Below are 15,490 nucleotides of genomic sequence, written 5' to 3'. Positions count from 1 at the left end.
TGCTCTTCTGGCCTTTAGCCAAGGCAGCCTGTTACGGGGCGGCCTGCTTATTCTGCCCTATCCTTTATCCCCCTATCCTACCCCGCCTATGCTGACGCCCGAACAGAAAGCCCGTGAACTGATTGATGCGCAGCTGATGGCGGCGGGCTGGGTGCTGCAGGACCGGGACCAGCTGAACCGCACGGCCGCGCTGGGGGTGGCGGTGCGGGAGTTTCCGACGGCTTCGGGGCCGGCCGACTATGCGCTGCTGGTGGAGGGGCGGCTGGTGGGCGTGGTGGAAGCCAAGAAGGAAGGCACCTCGCTGACGGCCGTGGCCGAGCAGACGGCCCGTTACCTGACCAGCGCCACCAAGCACGTGCCGCGCACGGCCGAGGAGCTGCCCTTTGGCTACGAGGCCAACGGCCACGAAATCCGGTTTCTGGACCGGCGCGACCCGGAGCCCCGCTCCCGGCCCGAGTTCTGGTTTCACCGGCCCGAGACGCTGCGCGACTGGGCGCGGCAGACGGCCACGCTGCGGGCCCGGCTGCAGGAGCTGCCCGCCGTGGAACCCGCGGGCCTGCGGGCCTGCCAGGTGGAGGCTATCCGCAACCTGGACGTGAGTTTGAAGCACGACCGGCCGCGGGCGTTGATTCAGATGGCCACGGGCTCGGGCAAGACGTTTACGGCCGTGACGGCGGCCTACCGGCTGATAAAGTTTGCCGGGGCCAAGCGCATTCTGTTTCTGGTGGACCGGGGCAACCTGGGCCGGCAGACGCTGCAGGAGTTTCAGGCTTACACTACCCCCGACGACGGGCGCAAGTTCACGGAGCTCTACAACGTGCAGCACCTGACCAGCAACCACCTCGACGACGTGAACAAGGTGACCATTACCACCATTCAGCGGCTGTACTCGATGCTGCGGGGGGAGGCCGAGTTTGAGGAGGGCAACGAGGAACGCTCGGGCTTCGAGCTGCCGGCCGACGCGGTGAGCAAGCGGCCCCGGGAGGTGGCCTACAACGCGGCGCTGCCGCCGGAGACCTACGACTTCATCATTATTGACGAGTGCCACCGCTCCATTTACAACGTGTGGCAGCAGGTGCTGGAGTACTTCGATGCCCATTTGATTGGGCTGACGGCCACGCCTTCGAAGCAGACGTTCGGCTTTTTCAACCAGAACCTGGTGATGGAGTACAGCCACGAGCGGGCCGTGGTGGACGGGGTGAACGTGGGCTTCGACGTGTACCGGATTGAGACGGAAATAACGGCCGCCGGGGCGCGGGTGGAGAAGGGCAGCTCGGTGAAGCTGATGGAGCGCCAGACCCGCCGCCGCCGCTGGGAAACGCTCGACGATGATTTGGTGTACACGGGCAACCAGCTGGACCGCTCGGTGACGACGCCCGACCAGATCCGGACGGTGCTGACCAAGTTCCGCGACGAGCTGCCCCAGCTGTTTCCCGGGCGCACCCACGTTCCCAAGACGCTGATTTTCGCCAAGACCGACCACCACGCCGACGAGATTGTGGACTTGGTGCGGGAGGTGTTCGGTAAGAGCAACGACTTCTGCAAGAAGATAACCTACGGCACGACCGAGGGCAAGCCCGACGAGCTGATTAAGCGCTTCCGCAACGAGTTTAACCCCCGGGTGGCCGTGACGGTGGACATGATTTCGACGGGCACCGACATTCGGCCCCTGGAGTGTTTGATATTCCTGCGGGACGTGCGCAGCCGGGTGTACTACGACCAGATGAAGGGCCGGGGCACGCGCACGATTAGCCTGGACGATTTGCGGCTGGTGGCCGACCAGGACGTGGAGGCTAAAACCCGCTTCGTAATCGTGGACGCGGTGGGCGTGACGGAAAGCGAGAAAACCGAAACCACCCGCACGGAGCGCACCGGGGGCATCAGCTTTGAGAAGCTGCTGGAAGCGGTGGCGCTGGGCAGCGAGGAGCCCGCGCACCTGCGCGGGCTGGCCACCCGCCTGGCCCGGCTGGACCGGCAGCTGACCGACGAGGACCGCGCCACCGTGGCCGCCCACGGTGGCAGCGGCGGCCCCAGCGTGCAGCAGCTGGCCGGCCGCCTGTTTGATGCCGTGGACCCCGTACGCCAGGAAACGGCCGCCCTGGCCCTGGCCGGGCAGGCGGGCGCAGCCGAGCCCACCGAGGCGCACTGGCAGCAGGCCCAGCAGCAGCTCACGGCCACGGCCACGGTGGCCCTCAACGACCCGGCGTTGCGCACGCTGCTCACCAAGCTGCACGCCCAGAAGGATATGGTGATTGATTTGGTGAGCAAGGACCGGGTGATTAACGGCGGGTTCACGACCCGGCACTCGGCGGAGGAAGCGGCGCGGCGGCTGGCCCAGACGCAGGTGGATAGCTTCACGGCTTTTATTGCCGAGCACCGCGACGAGATAACGGCCCTGCAGGTGCTGCACAACCAGCCCTACCAGCGCCGGGCCCTCACGTACCGCGAGATAAAGCAGCTGGCCGAGGCCCTGAAGCTGGAGAGCCCGCCGCTGCTGCCCGAGCACCTGTGGGCGGCCTACGAGCAGCTGGAGCAGAGCAGGGTGCGCGGGGCGGGCCCCAAAACCCTGCTCACCAACCTCATTAGCCTGGTGCGCTTTGCGACCCAGCAAACGGAAGTGTTGGAGGCCTACCCGCTCACGGTGGAGCAGCGCTACCAGCACTGGCTGGGCCGGCAGCAACTGGCCGGGCGGCTGTTTACGGAGGACCAGCTGGGCTGGCTGCACATGATGAAGGACCGCATTGCCACCTCCCTGAGCGTGAGTGCCGACTCGTTCACGCTGCCGCCCTTCATCGACCAGGGCGGCTACGGCCGGGCCCGGGCGCTGTTCGGCGACGCGCTGCCGGCGGTTATCGAGGAATTAAACGACGAATTGGCTGCATAGCCTATATGCTATCCTTGCAAGCAATGAGCTATTAAGCCACCAATTTTGACAATCTTAAACTGTAGTACGCTCTCATGAAAATTACTAATCTCTACATTGAACACTTCCGACACATACGCAAAATAAATATTCCTATAGGTAAAGTGCTAACAGTAATTGCGGGAAGTAATGGAACGGGAAAAACGTCACTTCTGGGAATGATTGGACACATATTTAAATACGATCCAAGTTCACTCACTCTATTTCGGGGACCATTTGAAACCAAATATTCTAATGTATTCCAACTATCTGAAAAGCACGATATTTCTGGAGGATATGAGTATCGGATAGATTTCGAAAAGGATAGCAGAAAAGCCGAACTTAGGGTAACTAATGAAGCTAAGAAAGTTAGACATCGGATCGACGTAGGTGGACGGCAACGTGGAGCTGGAAAAATAAAGCTTCCAGTTATTTTTTTAAGTTTAAGACGTCTTATCCCATTAGCGGGAGAAAGTCAACGCACTATTTCAATTAGTGACAATCCGTTATCGCCAGCCCTAACATCCGAATACAACTCTATTTATAACACTGTTTTTGCTACAAATACAGCCCTTACGCCAACAGCAACCGAATCAGGGAATAAGCGTTCAATTGTGCCCACTACCGCGCAATTCGACGCCTACGGCATCTCGGCTGGGCAAGACAATATTGGGTACATTATTCTGTCTCTACTTTCTTTCCAACAACTGAAAGAACAAGACCCTAGTAGCTATAAGGGCGGCCTGCTATTGATTGACGAGTTAGATGCGACTCTATATCCGGCCGCTCAAAAAAACCTACTAGGAGTCTTGCTAAAAAAAGGGCAGGAACTAGGATTGCAAATTGTTTTCACTACACACTCGTCTGACCTACTGAATCACTTAGCTTCCCACCATGCAGGTACATTCAAAAACTCAACATCTTTTGTCGGCTTGTCGGGCGCCCAAGGGGCATTGAAGGTAGTTGAGGGGTTTACTTCCCTAAAAGCAGTACTTGCTGAACTCAACCATGACGTATTGCAGGCCAGTAAGCCCACTAAAATCAACGTGTATTCCGAAGATGCGGAGGCAGTTGTTTTTTATAAAGGGATTCTCAAAGACCAGAGTATTTACGGTAACGTAGATTTTGCTTACAAGCCTACTAGCGTTGGTTGCTCTATTTATATTTCCCTTATAAAGGATGGATTTGAAGAGTTTGACCGAAGCATTATGCTGCTTGATGGGGACTCTAGAAAAGATGTGGAAGCAACAGGAGAAAATGCAATTGTTTTTCTACCCGGTAGAGTCAGACCAGAAGACGTCATCAATAATTTCTTAAAAGACCTACCCGCTGACGATGAGTTCTGGACTAACCCAATCAACTACACAAAACCCGTTTACATTCAAGGTGCTCAGGACTTAAGAGACAACCGTGAAGTAATGAAAAAGTGGTGGAAGGCGGAACTTAATAAATGGGGCCCCGATGGGGAGCATGTGTTTAAACGCTGGCGAGAGTTGAATCCACAAGAAGCCCAGCAAGTTGTTGATCGGACCAGAGCTGTGGTACGCAGGATATTAGACAACTATTTTAAACCAAAGTCAAGTTAAGACTTGTACAGGCTGAACGCGATATTTATTTGAATTTGAAATAATGATTTTGCTAGCCTTCCACTAACATGAGTAAGCCAATGCCTGCCAGATGAATCGAATGAACGAAGAACAGGAATTGCCGAAGGGCTGGGAGTGGACGACTTTACCCGTATTATCGGATAATTTGGATAGCCGGCGGGTGCCGATAAATAATAGTGAACGGAACGAGCGTATTGCTGGCAAAGTAGAAAAGGAGCTAGTGCCTTATTATGGTGCTACTGGCCAAGTTGGCTACATAGACAAGCCTCTTTTCGACGAAGAATTATTACTTCTAGGTGAGGATGCAGCCCCATTTTATGATCCTGCGAAACCTGTTGCCTATTTGATTCAGGGAAAATCCTGGGTTAATAACCATGCCCACATACTGCGAGCAAAGCCAGCAACAACTAACAGGTTTCTTCTTCACTATCTGAATAGTTTTGACTACCACGGTTACGTAACGGGTACTACTCGGCTGAAACTCACTCAGCAGAGTATGAATACAATACCGCTCCCTCTCCCTCCCCTAGCCGAGCAGGGGCGGATTGTGGCGAAGCTGGAGGAGCTGTTTAGCCGGCTGGATGCGGGCGTGGCGGCGGTGCGCCAGAGCCAGCAGCTGCTCAAGCGCTACCGGCAGTCGGTGCTGCACGCGGCCGTGACGGGGGCGCTGACCAGCGCCTGGCGCACGGCCCACCCCGCGCCCGCCGAAACCGGGGCGGCGCTGCTGGCCCGCATCCGGGCCGAAAAAGAGCACCTAGTTAAAGCAGGGAAACTTCGCAAAGAGAAACAACTTCCTGACGTTGACGATAATGAAAAGCCTTTCCCACTTCCTGACGGATGGTCTTGGTTTAGAATGGGAAATATACTCCTGAAATTAACAGATGGCACACATCATTCTCCCATTAATACAGAGAAAGGTGATTTCAAATATATTACCGCAAAAAATATCAAACAAAGCGGGATAAAATTATCGAAACTTACTTTTGTTAATAAGGAAACTCATGATGAGATTTATAGCCGATGCAATCCTGAATTAGGTGATGTACTTTATATTAAAGACGGAGCTACAACTGGAATTGCTGCAATAAATATGCTTGCCGAACCATTTAGCATGTTATCAAGTGTGGCATTATTGAAATGTTCAAAAGAGATTATCAACAAATATTTACACTCTGTTTTAAGCTCGTCTTACTTTTACAATGTGATGCGTGACGATATGTCTGGCGTAGCAATCACACGTGTAACATTAAAGAAATTAGCTAATGCATTGGTACAACTCCCACCCTTGGCCGAGCAAGCCGAAATCGTAGCGGAAGTAGAGCGGCGGCTCTCCACCATTGACGCGCTTGAGCAGACGCTGGCGGCGGAGTTGAAGCGGGCCGAGCGACTGCGCCAGAGCCTGCTGCACCGGGCCTTTACCGGGCGGCTGGTGCCCCAGGATGCGACGGATGAGCCGGCCGGGGAGCTGCTGGCGCGGTTGCGGGAGGCGGCGGCCCCCGGTCCGGCCAAAGCCAAGGCCAGTCGGGCTAAAGCCGCTGCCGCCCCGGTGGCCGGGGATGCCGGGGAGGGCAAGCGGCGCGGGCGGCCCCGGAAGGGGGTGGCGGATGGGGCCGTAGCGGAAGTAGCGGAAACACCGCTGCCGGTGGGCACGCAAACTACTTTGGGCTTCTAAACCGACTGCCCCATGAGCGAAACGCACGTATTCGAGAAGAAGAGCTACCGCAAGGCATTCGGCCCGAGCCCCGACCTCAACGACCTGGCCAAAACCTGCGTGTGCCTGGCCAACGCCCAGGGCGGCAGCCTGCTGGTGGGCATCGAGGACCAGGAAGAGGACCCGCCGGCCGGGCAGCAGATACCGCAGCGCGAGGTGAACGAGCTGGTGAAAAAGCTCAGCAGCCGGGCCGTGAACGTGAGCATAGCGGCTCCCGAGCTGCTGACGGCCGCCAACGGCGGGCAGTACCTGCGCCTGACGGTGCAGCCCTCCCTGCACGTAGTGGCCACTACTTCCGACGGCAAAACCTACGCCCGCCTCAGCGACCAGTGCCAGCCCGTGACGGGGGAAGACCTGCACCGGCTGGTGTACGAGAAAACGGGGCTGCAATGGGAAATCAGGGTGGTGCCCGACGTGACGCTGGCCGATTTGCCGGCGGAGGAAATCCGCTTCTTCGCGGAACGGGTGCGGGCGGCCGGAACGGTCAGTGCCTTTGTGCTGGGCAAGTCGGACCAGGAGCTGCTGGAATACTTCAACCTGCTAACGGCCACCGGGCAGGCCACCCACCTGGGGGTGCTGTGGCTGGGCACGCCCGCGCAGCGCGCCCGGCTCAGCTACGGCCTGCAGGTGCAGTACGTGGTGTATGACGAGTTGGAGCGGAAGGTGCGCAAGGAAATCTGGCTGGACCACCACCTGAACCCGGCGCGCCTGCTCGACGACCTGCTGGCGCGGGCCGTGGAGCTGCGCTACGCCCACGAAATTCCGATGGGCAGCACCCGCCGCCAGGTGCGCAACTACCCCGAGGCCGTGCTGCGCGAGCTGCTGGTGAATGCCTTTGCCCACCGCCTCTACACCACCGCCGCCGACGTGTTTGTGGGCGCGTACACTGACCGGCTGGAGATTACCAGCCCGGGCGGCCTGCCGCTGGGCGTGACGCCCACCACCATTCTGCACGCGCAGAAGCGGCGCAACCCCCACCTGATGGCTACCTTCCAGGCCACCGGCATGATGGAAGGCGAAGGCTCGGGCTACGACCTGATTTATGAGCAGCTGAGCCGGGAAGCCAAGCCGCTGCCGGAAGTGGATGACAGCGGCCAGTCCCTGCGCGTAACGGTGCAGTCGCAGCTGCCGGATGCGGCCACCCTGCGCCTGCTCGATTACCTGGCCGGACAATACACGTTCAGCCAGAAGGAAATGATTGCGCTGGGCCAGCTGGCGCAACACCGGCGCCTGAGCGCCCTGGCCCTGGCCGCTCGGCTGCAGCTGCCCCAGACGGAGCGGCTGCGGCCCTGGCTGGCCCGGCTGGTAGAGCAGAAGCTGGTGCTGACGCAGGGCGCTACCAAGGGCACCTACTACGCCCTAAGCCCCACGCTGTACCAGGCGGCCCGGCTGGATGAGCGCCCCACGCTCCGCCCCCTGGACCCGGTACTGCTACGCGCCCGGATTCTGGAAGACGTGCGCAGCCACCCGCAGTCGGCCCTGGCCGACATTGTGGGGCGGGTTGGCTCAGACACGGCAACCAGTACCGTACAGCGGGCCGTGTACGCGCTGGTAAAAAGCGGGGAGCTGTTGGCCAGCGGCGGGCGCCAGCAGCGGCGCTATTCTATTAGCCAAATAAACGAATGAATTCATTCGCATGACGAATGAATAGCTGGCCGGCTTCCCGCTTTTTCCGGCCTTTCCGGGTAATTTTGGCGGTTTTTATCCATTACGAACGATTACGAACGATTACGAATGAAGCCGGATGCAGTGAAGCAGCAGAGATGCTTCGACAAGCTCAGCATGACAGGTTCTTTTTCAGCATGACCCGGTTTTTACCTTCTTCCTCTTCCATCTCCCCATCAACCAACATGGCTCAACCTACTTTGAATACCACTGCTCAGGCCCTCGTCCAGCGCGTCTGGAACTATGCTACCGTGCTGCGCGACGACGGCGTAGGCTATGGCGACTACGTGGAGCAGATTACCTATCTGCTGTTTCTAAAGATGGCCGACGAGCAGGCCGGCGCCCCCAACGCGCCCACCGTGCCGGAAGCCCTGAGCTGGGCCAGCCTGCGGGAGTTGGAAGGCGACGCGCTGGAAACCCAGTACCGTCACATCCTCACCGACCTGGCCAAGGAGCCGGGGATGCTGGGCGTGATCTTCAAGAAAGCCCAGAACAAGATCCAGAACCCGGCCCGGCTCAAGCACCTGCTGGTGCTGATTGACCGGGAGAACTGGTCGGGCATGGGCTTCGATGTAAAGGGCGAGATTTACGAGGGCCTGCTGCAGCGCAACGCCGAAGACGTGAAGGGCGGCGCCGGCCAGTACTTCACGCCCCGCCCCCTGATTCAGGCCATTGTGGATGCCGTGGCGCCAAAGCCCGGCCAGACCATCTGCGACCCGGCCTGCGGCACGGCCGGCTTCCTGCTGGTAGCCCGCGACTACCTGGTGGAGCGCTACAGCGCGGAGCTGGACGAGGACGAGCTGCGTTTCCTGCGCGACGGCACCTTCCACGGCTTCGACATCGTGGACTCGGTGGTGCGGCTGGCGGCCATGAACCTGTACCTGCACGGCATTGGCGGGCTGGAAAGCCCGGTGCGCAACCAGGATTCGCTGATCGGCGACCCGGGCACGCGCTACGACCTGATTCTGGCCAACCCGCCCTTCGGCAAGAAAAGCAGCATCACGGTGATGAGCGAGGAAGGCCAGGCCGGCAAGGACACGCTCAGCTACGAGCGGCCCGATTTCGTGGCCACGACCAGCAACAAGCAGCTCAACTTTTTGCAGCACATCTACACCATTCTGAAGGTGAACGGCACGGCGGCCGTGGTGCTGCCCGACAACGTGCTGTTTGAGGGCGGGGCGGGCGAAACCATCCGCCGCAAGCTGCTCCAGGACTGCGACGTGCACACGCTGCTACGCCTGCCCACGGGCATTTTCTACGCCCAGGGCGTGAAGGCCAACGTGCTGTTCTTCGACAAGAAAACCAGCGGCGAAACCGCCCGCACCAGCAAGCTGTGGGTGTACGATTTGCGCACCAACCAGCACTTCACGCTGAAGACCCGCCCCCTGAGCGACGCGCACCTGCAGGACTTTGTGCAGTGCTACGGCCAGCCCGGCGAGCGGGGCCAGCGGCAGGAAACGGAGCAGTTCCGCCCCTTCGGGCTGGAGGAGCTGCTGGCCCGCGACAAGGTGAATCTGGATATCTTCTGGCTGAAGGATGACACGTTGGAGGACAGCGCCTCGCTGCCTGCCCCCGACGTGCTGGCCCAGGAAATAGCCGAGAACCTGCGGGCCGCGCTGGCCGAGTTCGGCAGTATTGCCGAGGAGCTGGAGGAGGTGGAGTAACTGAGGGCTGATACTGCAAACGCCAGTGGGTGAGTCTTACTTAACAGGCTCGGGCGATGCCGTTGGCGCGGAAGTAGGTTCAGGCGTCGGCGTCGGTACGGACGTGGGCTTGGGTGTGGGTTCGGGAGTGGGTATGGGCTCGGACGTGGGTATGGGCGCGGACGTCGGCGCGGGTTCAGGCGTGGGCTCAGGCGTCGGTATAGGTTCAGGCGTCGGTACAGGCTCGGACGTGGGCGTGGGCTCGGGCGTCGGTACAGGCTCGGACGTGGACGTGGGCGTGGGCTCGGGCGTAGGCACAGGCGCGGGCGTGGGTTCGGGGGAAAGTGTGGGGTCGGGGGAAAGTGTGGGGTCGGAAGTGGGTACAGTAGTAGGCGCCGACGTCTTCTTTCCCTTCGCGGCTTTGTTTTTGCGTTTTGAATGGGCCCAGGCCAAGAGCGAGAGTTCGGCGTATACATTGGCCCCGTAAGGCTCACTGGATTCAAACAGGGCGGCTATGTTATTTGAGCCGACCACCAGGGGGCCAAAGCGCACCATGGCTCCGTAGGCCAGCGTCTGGTAGTTATTGCTCAACGATATGGGGGTAGCCAGCTCCAGCCAGCGGGTTTCCATCCGGGGGGTGAATGCCGCGTATGAAAAGTGCCGCATGCCCGGCGCAAAGCGGGTGCGCAGCCCGTGGCTTACGGCTACGTTTGCGTACAATACGCCCTTTAGCTTATAGTCAACATCTATATTCAGAGCCGTAGGTAGTCCTGCTCTAAACCGATTTTCGCGGTCGAACTTTTGCGTGCGCAGAATATGATTGATTTTAGTGTCTAGGTTATCTGCATCAAGGCCGCTGAGGTCAGATTCGCTCACCCCTACGTTACGTAGGTTTATGTTCTGGAAGGCCACGGCCTGTTCGCGGTAGAGAATCGAGCCGATGTCGGTTACGGCGACCGAAAGCCGGTACTTATACTTATTTCGTCCCCGATCAGCGCCCCCACTGCCCTGCATACCCAGGCCGCCCGACTGCCCGGCGTCGGGGCGGTATTCGTAGACCACCCCTAGGTCGGCACCCCAGCCGGAACCGGGGGAACCACCCGAAGTGAGCCACTTGGCGGCCTTCTGCACATCTATATCGGTGAAAGCGTTGGGATTGGAGTAGGCAAACGAGCCCGTGTACGAGTTGAGCCGAACGATGGTATCACCGATCTGGGCCGCTTCCGGCACCACTTCGATATCCGCGTTCCTTGCCTGCAGGTGGGCAGAACCGATGCCTCTTAGCAGTTTAACCGTTACGCCGCCTTTAAGAAAGTGCTGCTCCTTATCAAGGAGCACCCGGCCGTAGGTGGCATCCCACTCGGCAAATCCATTCAGGTTCAGGTTGAAGGAATTATCCTTCAATCGGTTGGGCAGTTCGAATTCATCCACTGCCGCCTGCAGAAAATCACCGGCGATGTTATTGCCCTGCAGGGCCGTTCTCACCCGGGTGCTCAGCGCTAGCCCCTGCTTTGGCCCCAGGCTAAGCAGCATGCCCGGTCCCCGCACGGCAATTCCCGTGCTGAAGAGCTTCGGCCGGCTGCTATCCGAATTGCCTTGCAGATTGGCACTGGAAAAATCGATGGAGCCGGGCGAAAGTACACTGCCGGGCCCGGAGTAGCGGTAAGCGGTGTTGGTACCATGGAAATCGACGGCCAGCAACTGCACCTGGAACCGGTAGCGGTTATCGGCCACGGTAGCCGGATTCCAGGCCGTGCCGGTCAGGCCGGAAAAATTGCCGTGGCCAGGGTTAAATAACTGCTGGGCCATTGTTTGGCCAGCTGTAGCAGCCAGTAGCAAACTGCAGAGGTAGCGTGATTTCATGCGGCAGGGGTTTAGAGATGGCATAAGTGCTCGTGATCTGGCATTATATGGTCCCTATCAAAAGCTCGTTAGCGGGCGCGGCCGGACCAGCCGGCCGCCGCGTAGTTCCGCCGCAGCTTAGCGCCTGGTGAAGGATAGGACATACAGCTTACCAGCACTGGTATAGCTGAGGGAGAGCCTGCTTTCGGTTAGCTCCGTTATCTGCCGCTCTCCCCGCAGGCCACTGCCGATATCAATGTTCAGCAACCGGCCTTCTTCTGCCAGAAACCAGGTTCCCTCTAAAGTCTGGGGCGTGGCCGGATTGCAGCGCGAGAGCCCTTCGTCATAAAGCAGCCGGTCGGCTTCCTCAAAACGCAGAAAATCATCCTGGTCACAGGGGCTCAGATCAGCATACACATCCTTCACGGTACCGTTGCTGGTTATCGTGCCGCCGCTGCGCATCCAATCCTTGCCAATAAGCAAGTTGCGGTCGTCTGGTGGGGTATCCTGCTTGGTACAGGCTCCCAGCAGGGCAATAGCCGCCAGACGGAGTAGTAGCGTTGGTTTCATGTTGGGAGAGAAAAGGGGATGTGAAATCAACTACACCGGGCATGACAATGGCCCTGGCGTAGTCGCGCCAGCCTGGCCTCAGCATGGCTCCTAAGTTGATTGAAGCTATTCCAGTGGTCGTCTGGCAAGCGCCCTTTCAGAAGGGAAAGCGCGGTTTCATAGCAGAGGCATGCGGGTAAGAATCGCCCGGCATTACCGGCCAAAGGCATGCGGGAGCTGAATTGCAGCAAGGCGCCGGAGCTTCTGGTTTCAGAGGAGCCCGCGAAGCCTGAACATCTCTACTCGGCACCAGTGGCCTACAAGAGAGGCGGTATTCTACTGATTTGCCGGCCGGCTTTATTTGTTGGGAGCATTGGTAGGTTGAGGAAGCTGGTATCTGGCCTCCTTTGCCCGTGTTGCCTCACGATTTCCTGATGCACGGCTAGAAACGGCGGATGGCCCGTACTTTAATTACAAATGAATGCCCCTTATCCGCAAATTCTGGAGGGCCACTGTCAGCAGTATAGAACAGAACCAATGCGCGACCATCTCTCTTTTCCAGGTTGGTAGAGCTCCAATATGCTGGACCGGTAAAACCGTACGAATCAGGGTTATTGTCATTTTTCAGTACCAGGTCAATTAGTGGTGCTTGACTGTAGAGCATATTTAGCTCCGCTACTGAAGGCAGGTACCAGTCACTATAGGGTGGCTGATTTCCATTCAGCACTACATAAGAATCGCATAGTCCCGCTGCGTTGCCAAGTCCCCTAAGCCCTACGATAGCAGCCGTGTTAGCTTGCCCATCAGTGACGCTTATAGCGGTGCCAGCATCCAAGTCAGGCGTTGCCCACTCGGCGGAACCCACGTCCTTTAGCGAAGCTATCAGGCCATGTTGCACGCCTTTCTGGTCGCGCCACAGCGAAAAGATGATGCCCCCGCCATATAAATCGCCCATCTGGTGCCCTCCGGCCGATTCGGCGTAGGTCGCGATTCGGGTGGAGTCAGAACGCCGGGCGTAATTGGCATAAGGTACCGACAGCAGACGGCTGGTGGCCGTGATAATCGTATTGACGTTGTCGTTAGCATCCGGGTCAATCTCCGTTTTCAGGAAGAAACGCCCCACCGGCCACTCAATCTTGGCGAACACACCACTTACTACCGTGCCCCCACCGATTATCAGCGTAATCAGGCCGTTATCGTTGGTAGTGGGCCTGTGCGTTTCCTCGTACACGGGCGTGCCCGTCTCGGAGCCTTGCAGGATGCTGACCTTGATGGCCACGTCCTTCCTGGCAACTACGCTGTTCAGCTTATCGCGGATAACGGCCTGATAGCTGAACTGTGACGGCGCCTGCGCCAGCGACTGCAGCGCCACTAGCAGCAGGGTCAAAAGAGTGAAAAAGTGTTTCATACCGCTCAGTGTTTGATGAGTTTGAACGTCTTGACTTGCTGGTCTTTCCCCCGCACGCTGAGCAGGTACATGCCAGCCGACAAGCCCTGCAGGGAAATGTTGGTCTGGGCCGCCTGCACCCGCTTGCTTTGCAGCGGCCGGCCACTCGCATCCTGCAGATACCAGCTCAGCCCCGCGTACTTGCCTTCCAAAAGCAGCGTTAGGCCATGCTGCACCCTTTGAATCTTTACTTCTGGTATCCAACGCTCCTCATCACGTGGCACAACGTCCGGACCCAACCGACCAGAGTCACGGCTAAACGCACCGTGCCGAGACCTTCCACGCGGGGTTAAAAACGCCTAATGGCTCGAACGGCGACGTCGTTGTCGTCTTGGCCGGCGGGCTTGACAGCAGGAAATTCTTCGTTGTCGATTGTGCGTAACCGAAACGCGTTCGTTTCGATGCGGCCGCCGCTGGTTATCTCGTCTTCTGCTATGGTCGAACTCCAGTACGCTTCGTACATCAACCCCGTGGTGAGCGGGTCGTTGTCCCTCTCCAGGATGGCGTTAATAGCTACCGATTGGTCGTAGAGCAGCCGCAATTCGAGACTGGAGGGCAAGTACCAATCCCTGACCATGCCCCCAGCGTAGGCTGCCGCAACGCCCGCCGCAGAATTGGCGCCCGCCTGGGCGATGATGGCCTTTGTGTTGGCCGCGCCGTCTACGTGGCTCTCGGCAGCGCGTAAGGTTTGAATCTGCGGAGTGGCCCATGTTCGGATGCCCACGTCCTTTAGCGAAGCTATCAGGCCATGTTGCACGCCTTTCTGGTCGCGCCACAGCGAAAAGATGATGCCGCCGCCATACAAATCGCCAATCTGGTGCCCTCTTACCGCGTCGGCATAGGTCGCGAATCGGGTGGAGTCGGAACGCTGGGCGTAACGGCTGGAGTCGGAACGCTGGGCGTAAATGGCGTAGGGCACCGTAAGCAGTCGGCTGGTGGCCCTGATGACATTGCTGCTGGGGTTGCCGTTGCCATTCGGGTCAATCTCCGTTTTCAGAAAGAAAGAATCCTCCGGCCACTCAATTTTGGTGAAGACGCCGCTCACCACCGTGCCCCCGCCAATGGCTAGCGTAACCAAGCCGTTTTCGTTGGTGGTGGGCCTGTGCGTTTCCTCGTACACGGGCATGCCCGTCTCGGAGCCTTGCAGGATGCTGACCTTGATGGCCACCTCCCGCCGGTCTACAACCCGGTTCCGATCATCGCGAATGACCGCCTGATAGCTGAACTGCGACGGCGCCTGTGCCCGGGACTGCAGTGCTAATAGCAGCAGGGTCAAAAGAGCGAAAAAGTGTTTCATACCGCTCAGTGTTTGATGAGTTTGAACGTCTTGACTTGCTGGTCTTTCCCCCGCACGCTGAGCAGGTACATGCCAGCCGACAAGCCCTGCAGGGAAATGTTGGTCTGGGCCGCCTGCACCCGCTTGCTTTGCAGCGGCCGGCCACTCGCATCCTGCAGATACCAGCTCAGCCCCGCGTACTTGCCGTCCAGAAGCAGCGTTAGGCCGTCAGTCGTGGGGTTAGGATATACCAGGGCCGCAACCTTCAGTTGGGCTCCGTGGGTAGCCGTGACAACATAAATTTCCAGCGGCTGCTGATTGCCGGGGCTGCTGGTACCGGCCGGACTCCGGCCCTCTGCGGTAGTGAGTTGCCCCACCGAGTAGCTGACCGACCCTGCCGGACTGCTAGCGGAGCCTCCCGCACTGATAATCCCCGATTGGGCGCAGGCCGGCGTCGCGCCGGCGCTTACAACCACCAGCCCACCGATGAGTAACAAGTAGTGGAAAATCATGAGCAGCAGTCTTTGAAGTGGAAGTATGCGTAGGCCACGGTGGCTATTACTGTTCTTGGCTCCCTGCGGGCATTGCCGAGGATGATTCAGCCATTAATTGAAATGCACAAAATGAAGGGCCAACTCCAGTGAATAAATCCTATTATTTATTGCAAAGGTTATTCTTTGCCAACTACTCCGCAATACCTGGAAGTAGGTATTTTTGGCCAATGGTCCTTCCTTACTCTTTCCTTGGCACAGTACTCCGGCAGCTTCTGAGTAAGGAGCAGAAACTAATGGATTAGCACGGGCACGGCATTTTGGCCGATACAAGTGACCTTGCGGCGGCTACGGTGA

Annotated in this window: 11 protein-coding genes; 5 read left to right on the top strand and 6 right to left on the bottom strand. The window is 58.5% G+C overall.

Going from position 1 to position 15,490, the window contains the following annotated elements:
• Positions 1 to 88: 88 nt before the first annotated feature.
• The 5 genes from BLW21_RS16695 (at position 89) to BLW21_RS16675 (ending at position 9,549) form a co-directional block, all read left to right on the top strand.
• On the top strand, positions 89 to 2,884 hold the full coding sequence (locus BLW21_RS16695; RefSeq protein ID WP_092742114.1) for a type I restriction endonuclease subunit R: 2,796 nt from the start codon (positions 89 to 91) through the stop codon (positions 2,882 to 2,884).
• A gap of 74 nt (positions 2,885 to 2,958) precedes the next feature.
• Entirely contained in the window at positions 2,959 to 4,488 is a 1,530-nt protein-coding gene (locus BLW21_RS16690) for an AAA family ATPase (protein WP_092742112.1), read from the top strand.
• Between the two features lie 100 nt (positions 4,489 to 4,588).
• Entirely contained in the window at positions 4,589 to 6,181 is a 1,593-nt protein-coding gene (locus tag BLW21_RS16685; protein ID WP_217633882.1) for a restriction endonuclease subunit S, read from the top strand.
• A 12-nt stretch (positions 6,182 to 6,193) separates the two neighbouring features.
• Positions 6,194 to 7,846: an ATP-binding protein gene (locus BLW21_RS16680; RefSeq protein ID WP_092742108.1), complete on the top strand. Its 1,653-nt coding sequence runs from the start codon at positions 6,194 to 6,196 to the stop codon at positions 7,844 to 7,846.
• A 239-nt stretch (positions 7,847 to 8,085) separates the two neighbouring features.
• Positions 8,086 to 9,549 (top strand): type I restriction-modification system subunit M, encoded by a 1,464-nt coding sequence (locus tag BLW21_RS16675; protein ID WP_092742106.1) that lies wholly within the window; start codon positions 8,086 to 8,088, stop codon positions 9,547 to 9,549.
• A 36-nt stretch (positions 9,550 to 9,585) separates the two neighbouring features.
• Here the strand turns inward: BLW21_RS16675 and BLW21_RS16670 are convergent, their stop codons facing one another.
• From BLW21_RS16670 to BLW21_RS16645, 6 genes are all read right to left on the bottom strand, one after another.
• Positions 9,586 to 11,391, bottom strand: coding sequence for a DUF5723 family protein (locus tag BLW21_RS16670; protein WP_139255265.1), 1,806 nt, complete (start codon positions 11,389 to 11,391; stop codon positions 9,586 to 9,588).
• Between the two features lie 117 nt (positions 11,392 to 11,508).
• Positions 11,509 to 11,940, bottom strand: coding sequence for a hypothetical protein (locus tag BLW21_RS16665; protein WP_092742102.1), 432 nt, complete (start codon positions 11,938 to 11,940; stop codon positions 11,509 to 11,511).
• A gap of 421 nt (positions 11,941 to 12,361) precedes the next feature.
• A complete protein-coding gene (locus BLW21_RS16660; protein WP_092742100.1) occupies positions 12,362 to 13,327 on the bottom strand; it encodes an Lcl C-terminal domain-containing protein in 966 nt (321 codons plus the stop codon).
• 5 nt (positions 13,328 to 13,332) lie between these two features.
• The gene (locus tag BLW21_RS16655) at positions 13,333 to 13,518 is read right to left on the bottom strand and encodes a T9SS type A sorting domain-containing protein (RefSeq protein WP_175471016.1); all 186 of its coding nucleotides are present in this window, start codon (positions 13,516 to 13,518) and stop codon (positions 13,333 to 13,335) included.
• 137 nt (positions 13,519 to 13,655) lie between these two features.
• On the bottom strand, positions 13,656 to 14,663 hold the full coding sequence (locus BLW21_RS16650) for a hypothetical protein (RefSeq protein WP_092742096.1): 1,008 nt from the start codon (positions 14,661 to 14,663) through the stop codon (positions 13,656 to 13,658).
• Between the two features lie 5 nt (positions 14,664 to 14,668).
• Complete coding sequence (locus BLW21_RS16645; protein ID WP_092742094.1) at positions 14,669 to 15,154, bottom strand: T9SS type A sorting domain-containing protein; 486 nt, start codon at positions 15,152 to 15,154, stop codon at positions 14,669 to 14,671.
• Positions 15,155 to 15,490 lie beyond the last annotated feature (336 nt).

The sequence above is a fragment of the Hymenobacter psychrophilus genome (assembly GCF_900107135.1).
Lineage (GTDB): Bacteria > Bacteroidota > Bacteroidia > Cytophagales > Hymenobacteraceae > Hymenobacter > Hymenobacter psychrophilus.
Note: the sequence above shows the minus strand (reverse complement) of the source record. Positions and strands in the feature narration are given on the sequence as shown.

Coding starts and splice junctions, on each gene's coding strand:
- BLW21_RS16665 (WP_092742102.1), bottom strand. CDS start 11,940: ATGAAACCAACGCTACTACTCCGTCTGGCGGCTATTGCCCTGCTGGGA.
- BLW21_RS16695 (WP_092742114.1), top strand. CDS start 89: ATGCTGACGCCCGAACAGAAAGCCCGTGAACTGATTGATGCGCAGCTG.
- BLW21_RS16660 (WP_092742100.1), bottom strand. CDS start 13,327: ATGAAACACTTTTTCACTCTTTTGACCCTGCTGCTAGTGGCGCTGCAG.
- BLW21_RS16685 (WP_217633882.1), top strand. CDS start 4,589: ATGAACGAAGAACAGGAATTGCCGAAGGGCTGGGAGTGGACGACTTTA.
- BLW21_RS16680 (WP_092742108.1), top strand. CDS start 6,194: ATGAGCGAAACGCACGTATTCGAGAAGAAGAGCTACCGCAAGGCATTC.
- BLW21_RS16645 (WP_092742094.1), bottom strand. CDS start 15,154: ATGATTTTCCACTACTTGTTACTCATCGGTGGGCTGGTGGTTGTAAGC.
- BLW21_RS16690 (WP_092742112.1), top strand. CDS start 2,959: ATGAAAATTACTAATCTCTACATTGAACACTTCCGACACATACGCAAA.
- BLW21_RS16670 (WP_139255265.1), bottom strand. CDS start 11,391: ATGAAATCACGCTACCTCTGCAGTTTGCTACTGGCTGCTACAGCTGGC.
- BLW21_RS16650 (WP_092742096.1), bottom strand. CDS start 14,663: ATGAAACACTTTTTCGCTCTTTTGACCCTGCTGCTATTAGCACTGCAG.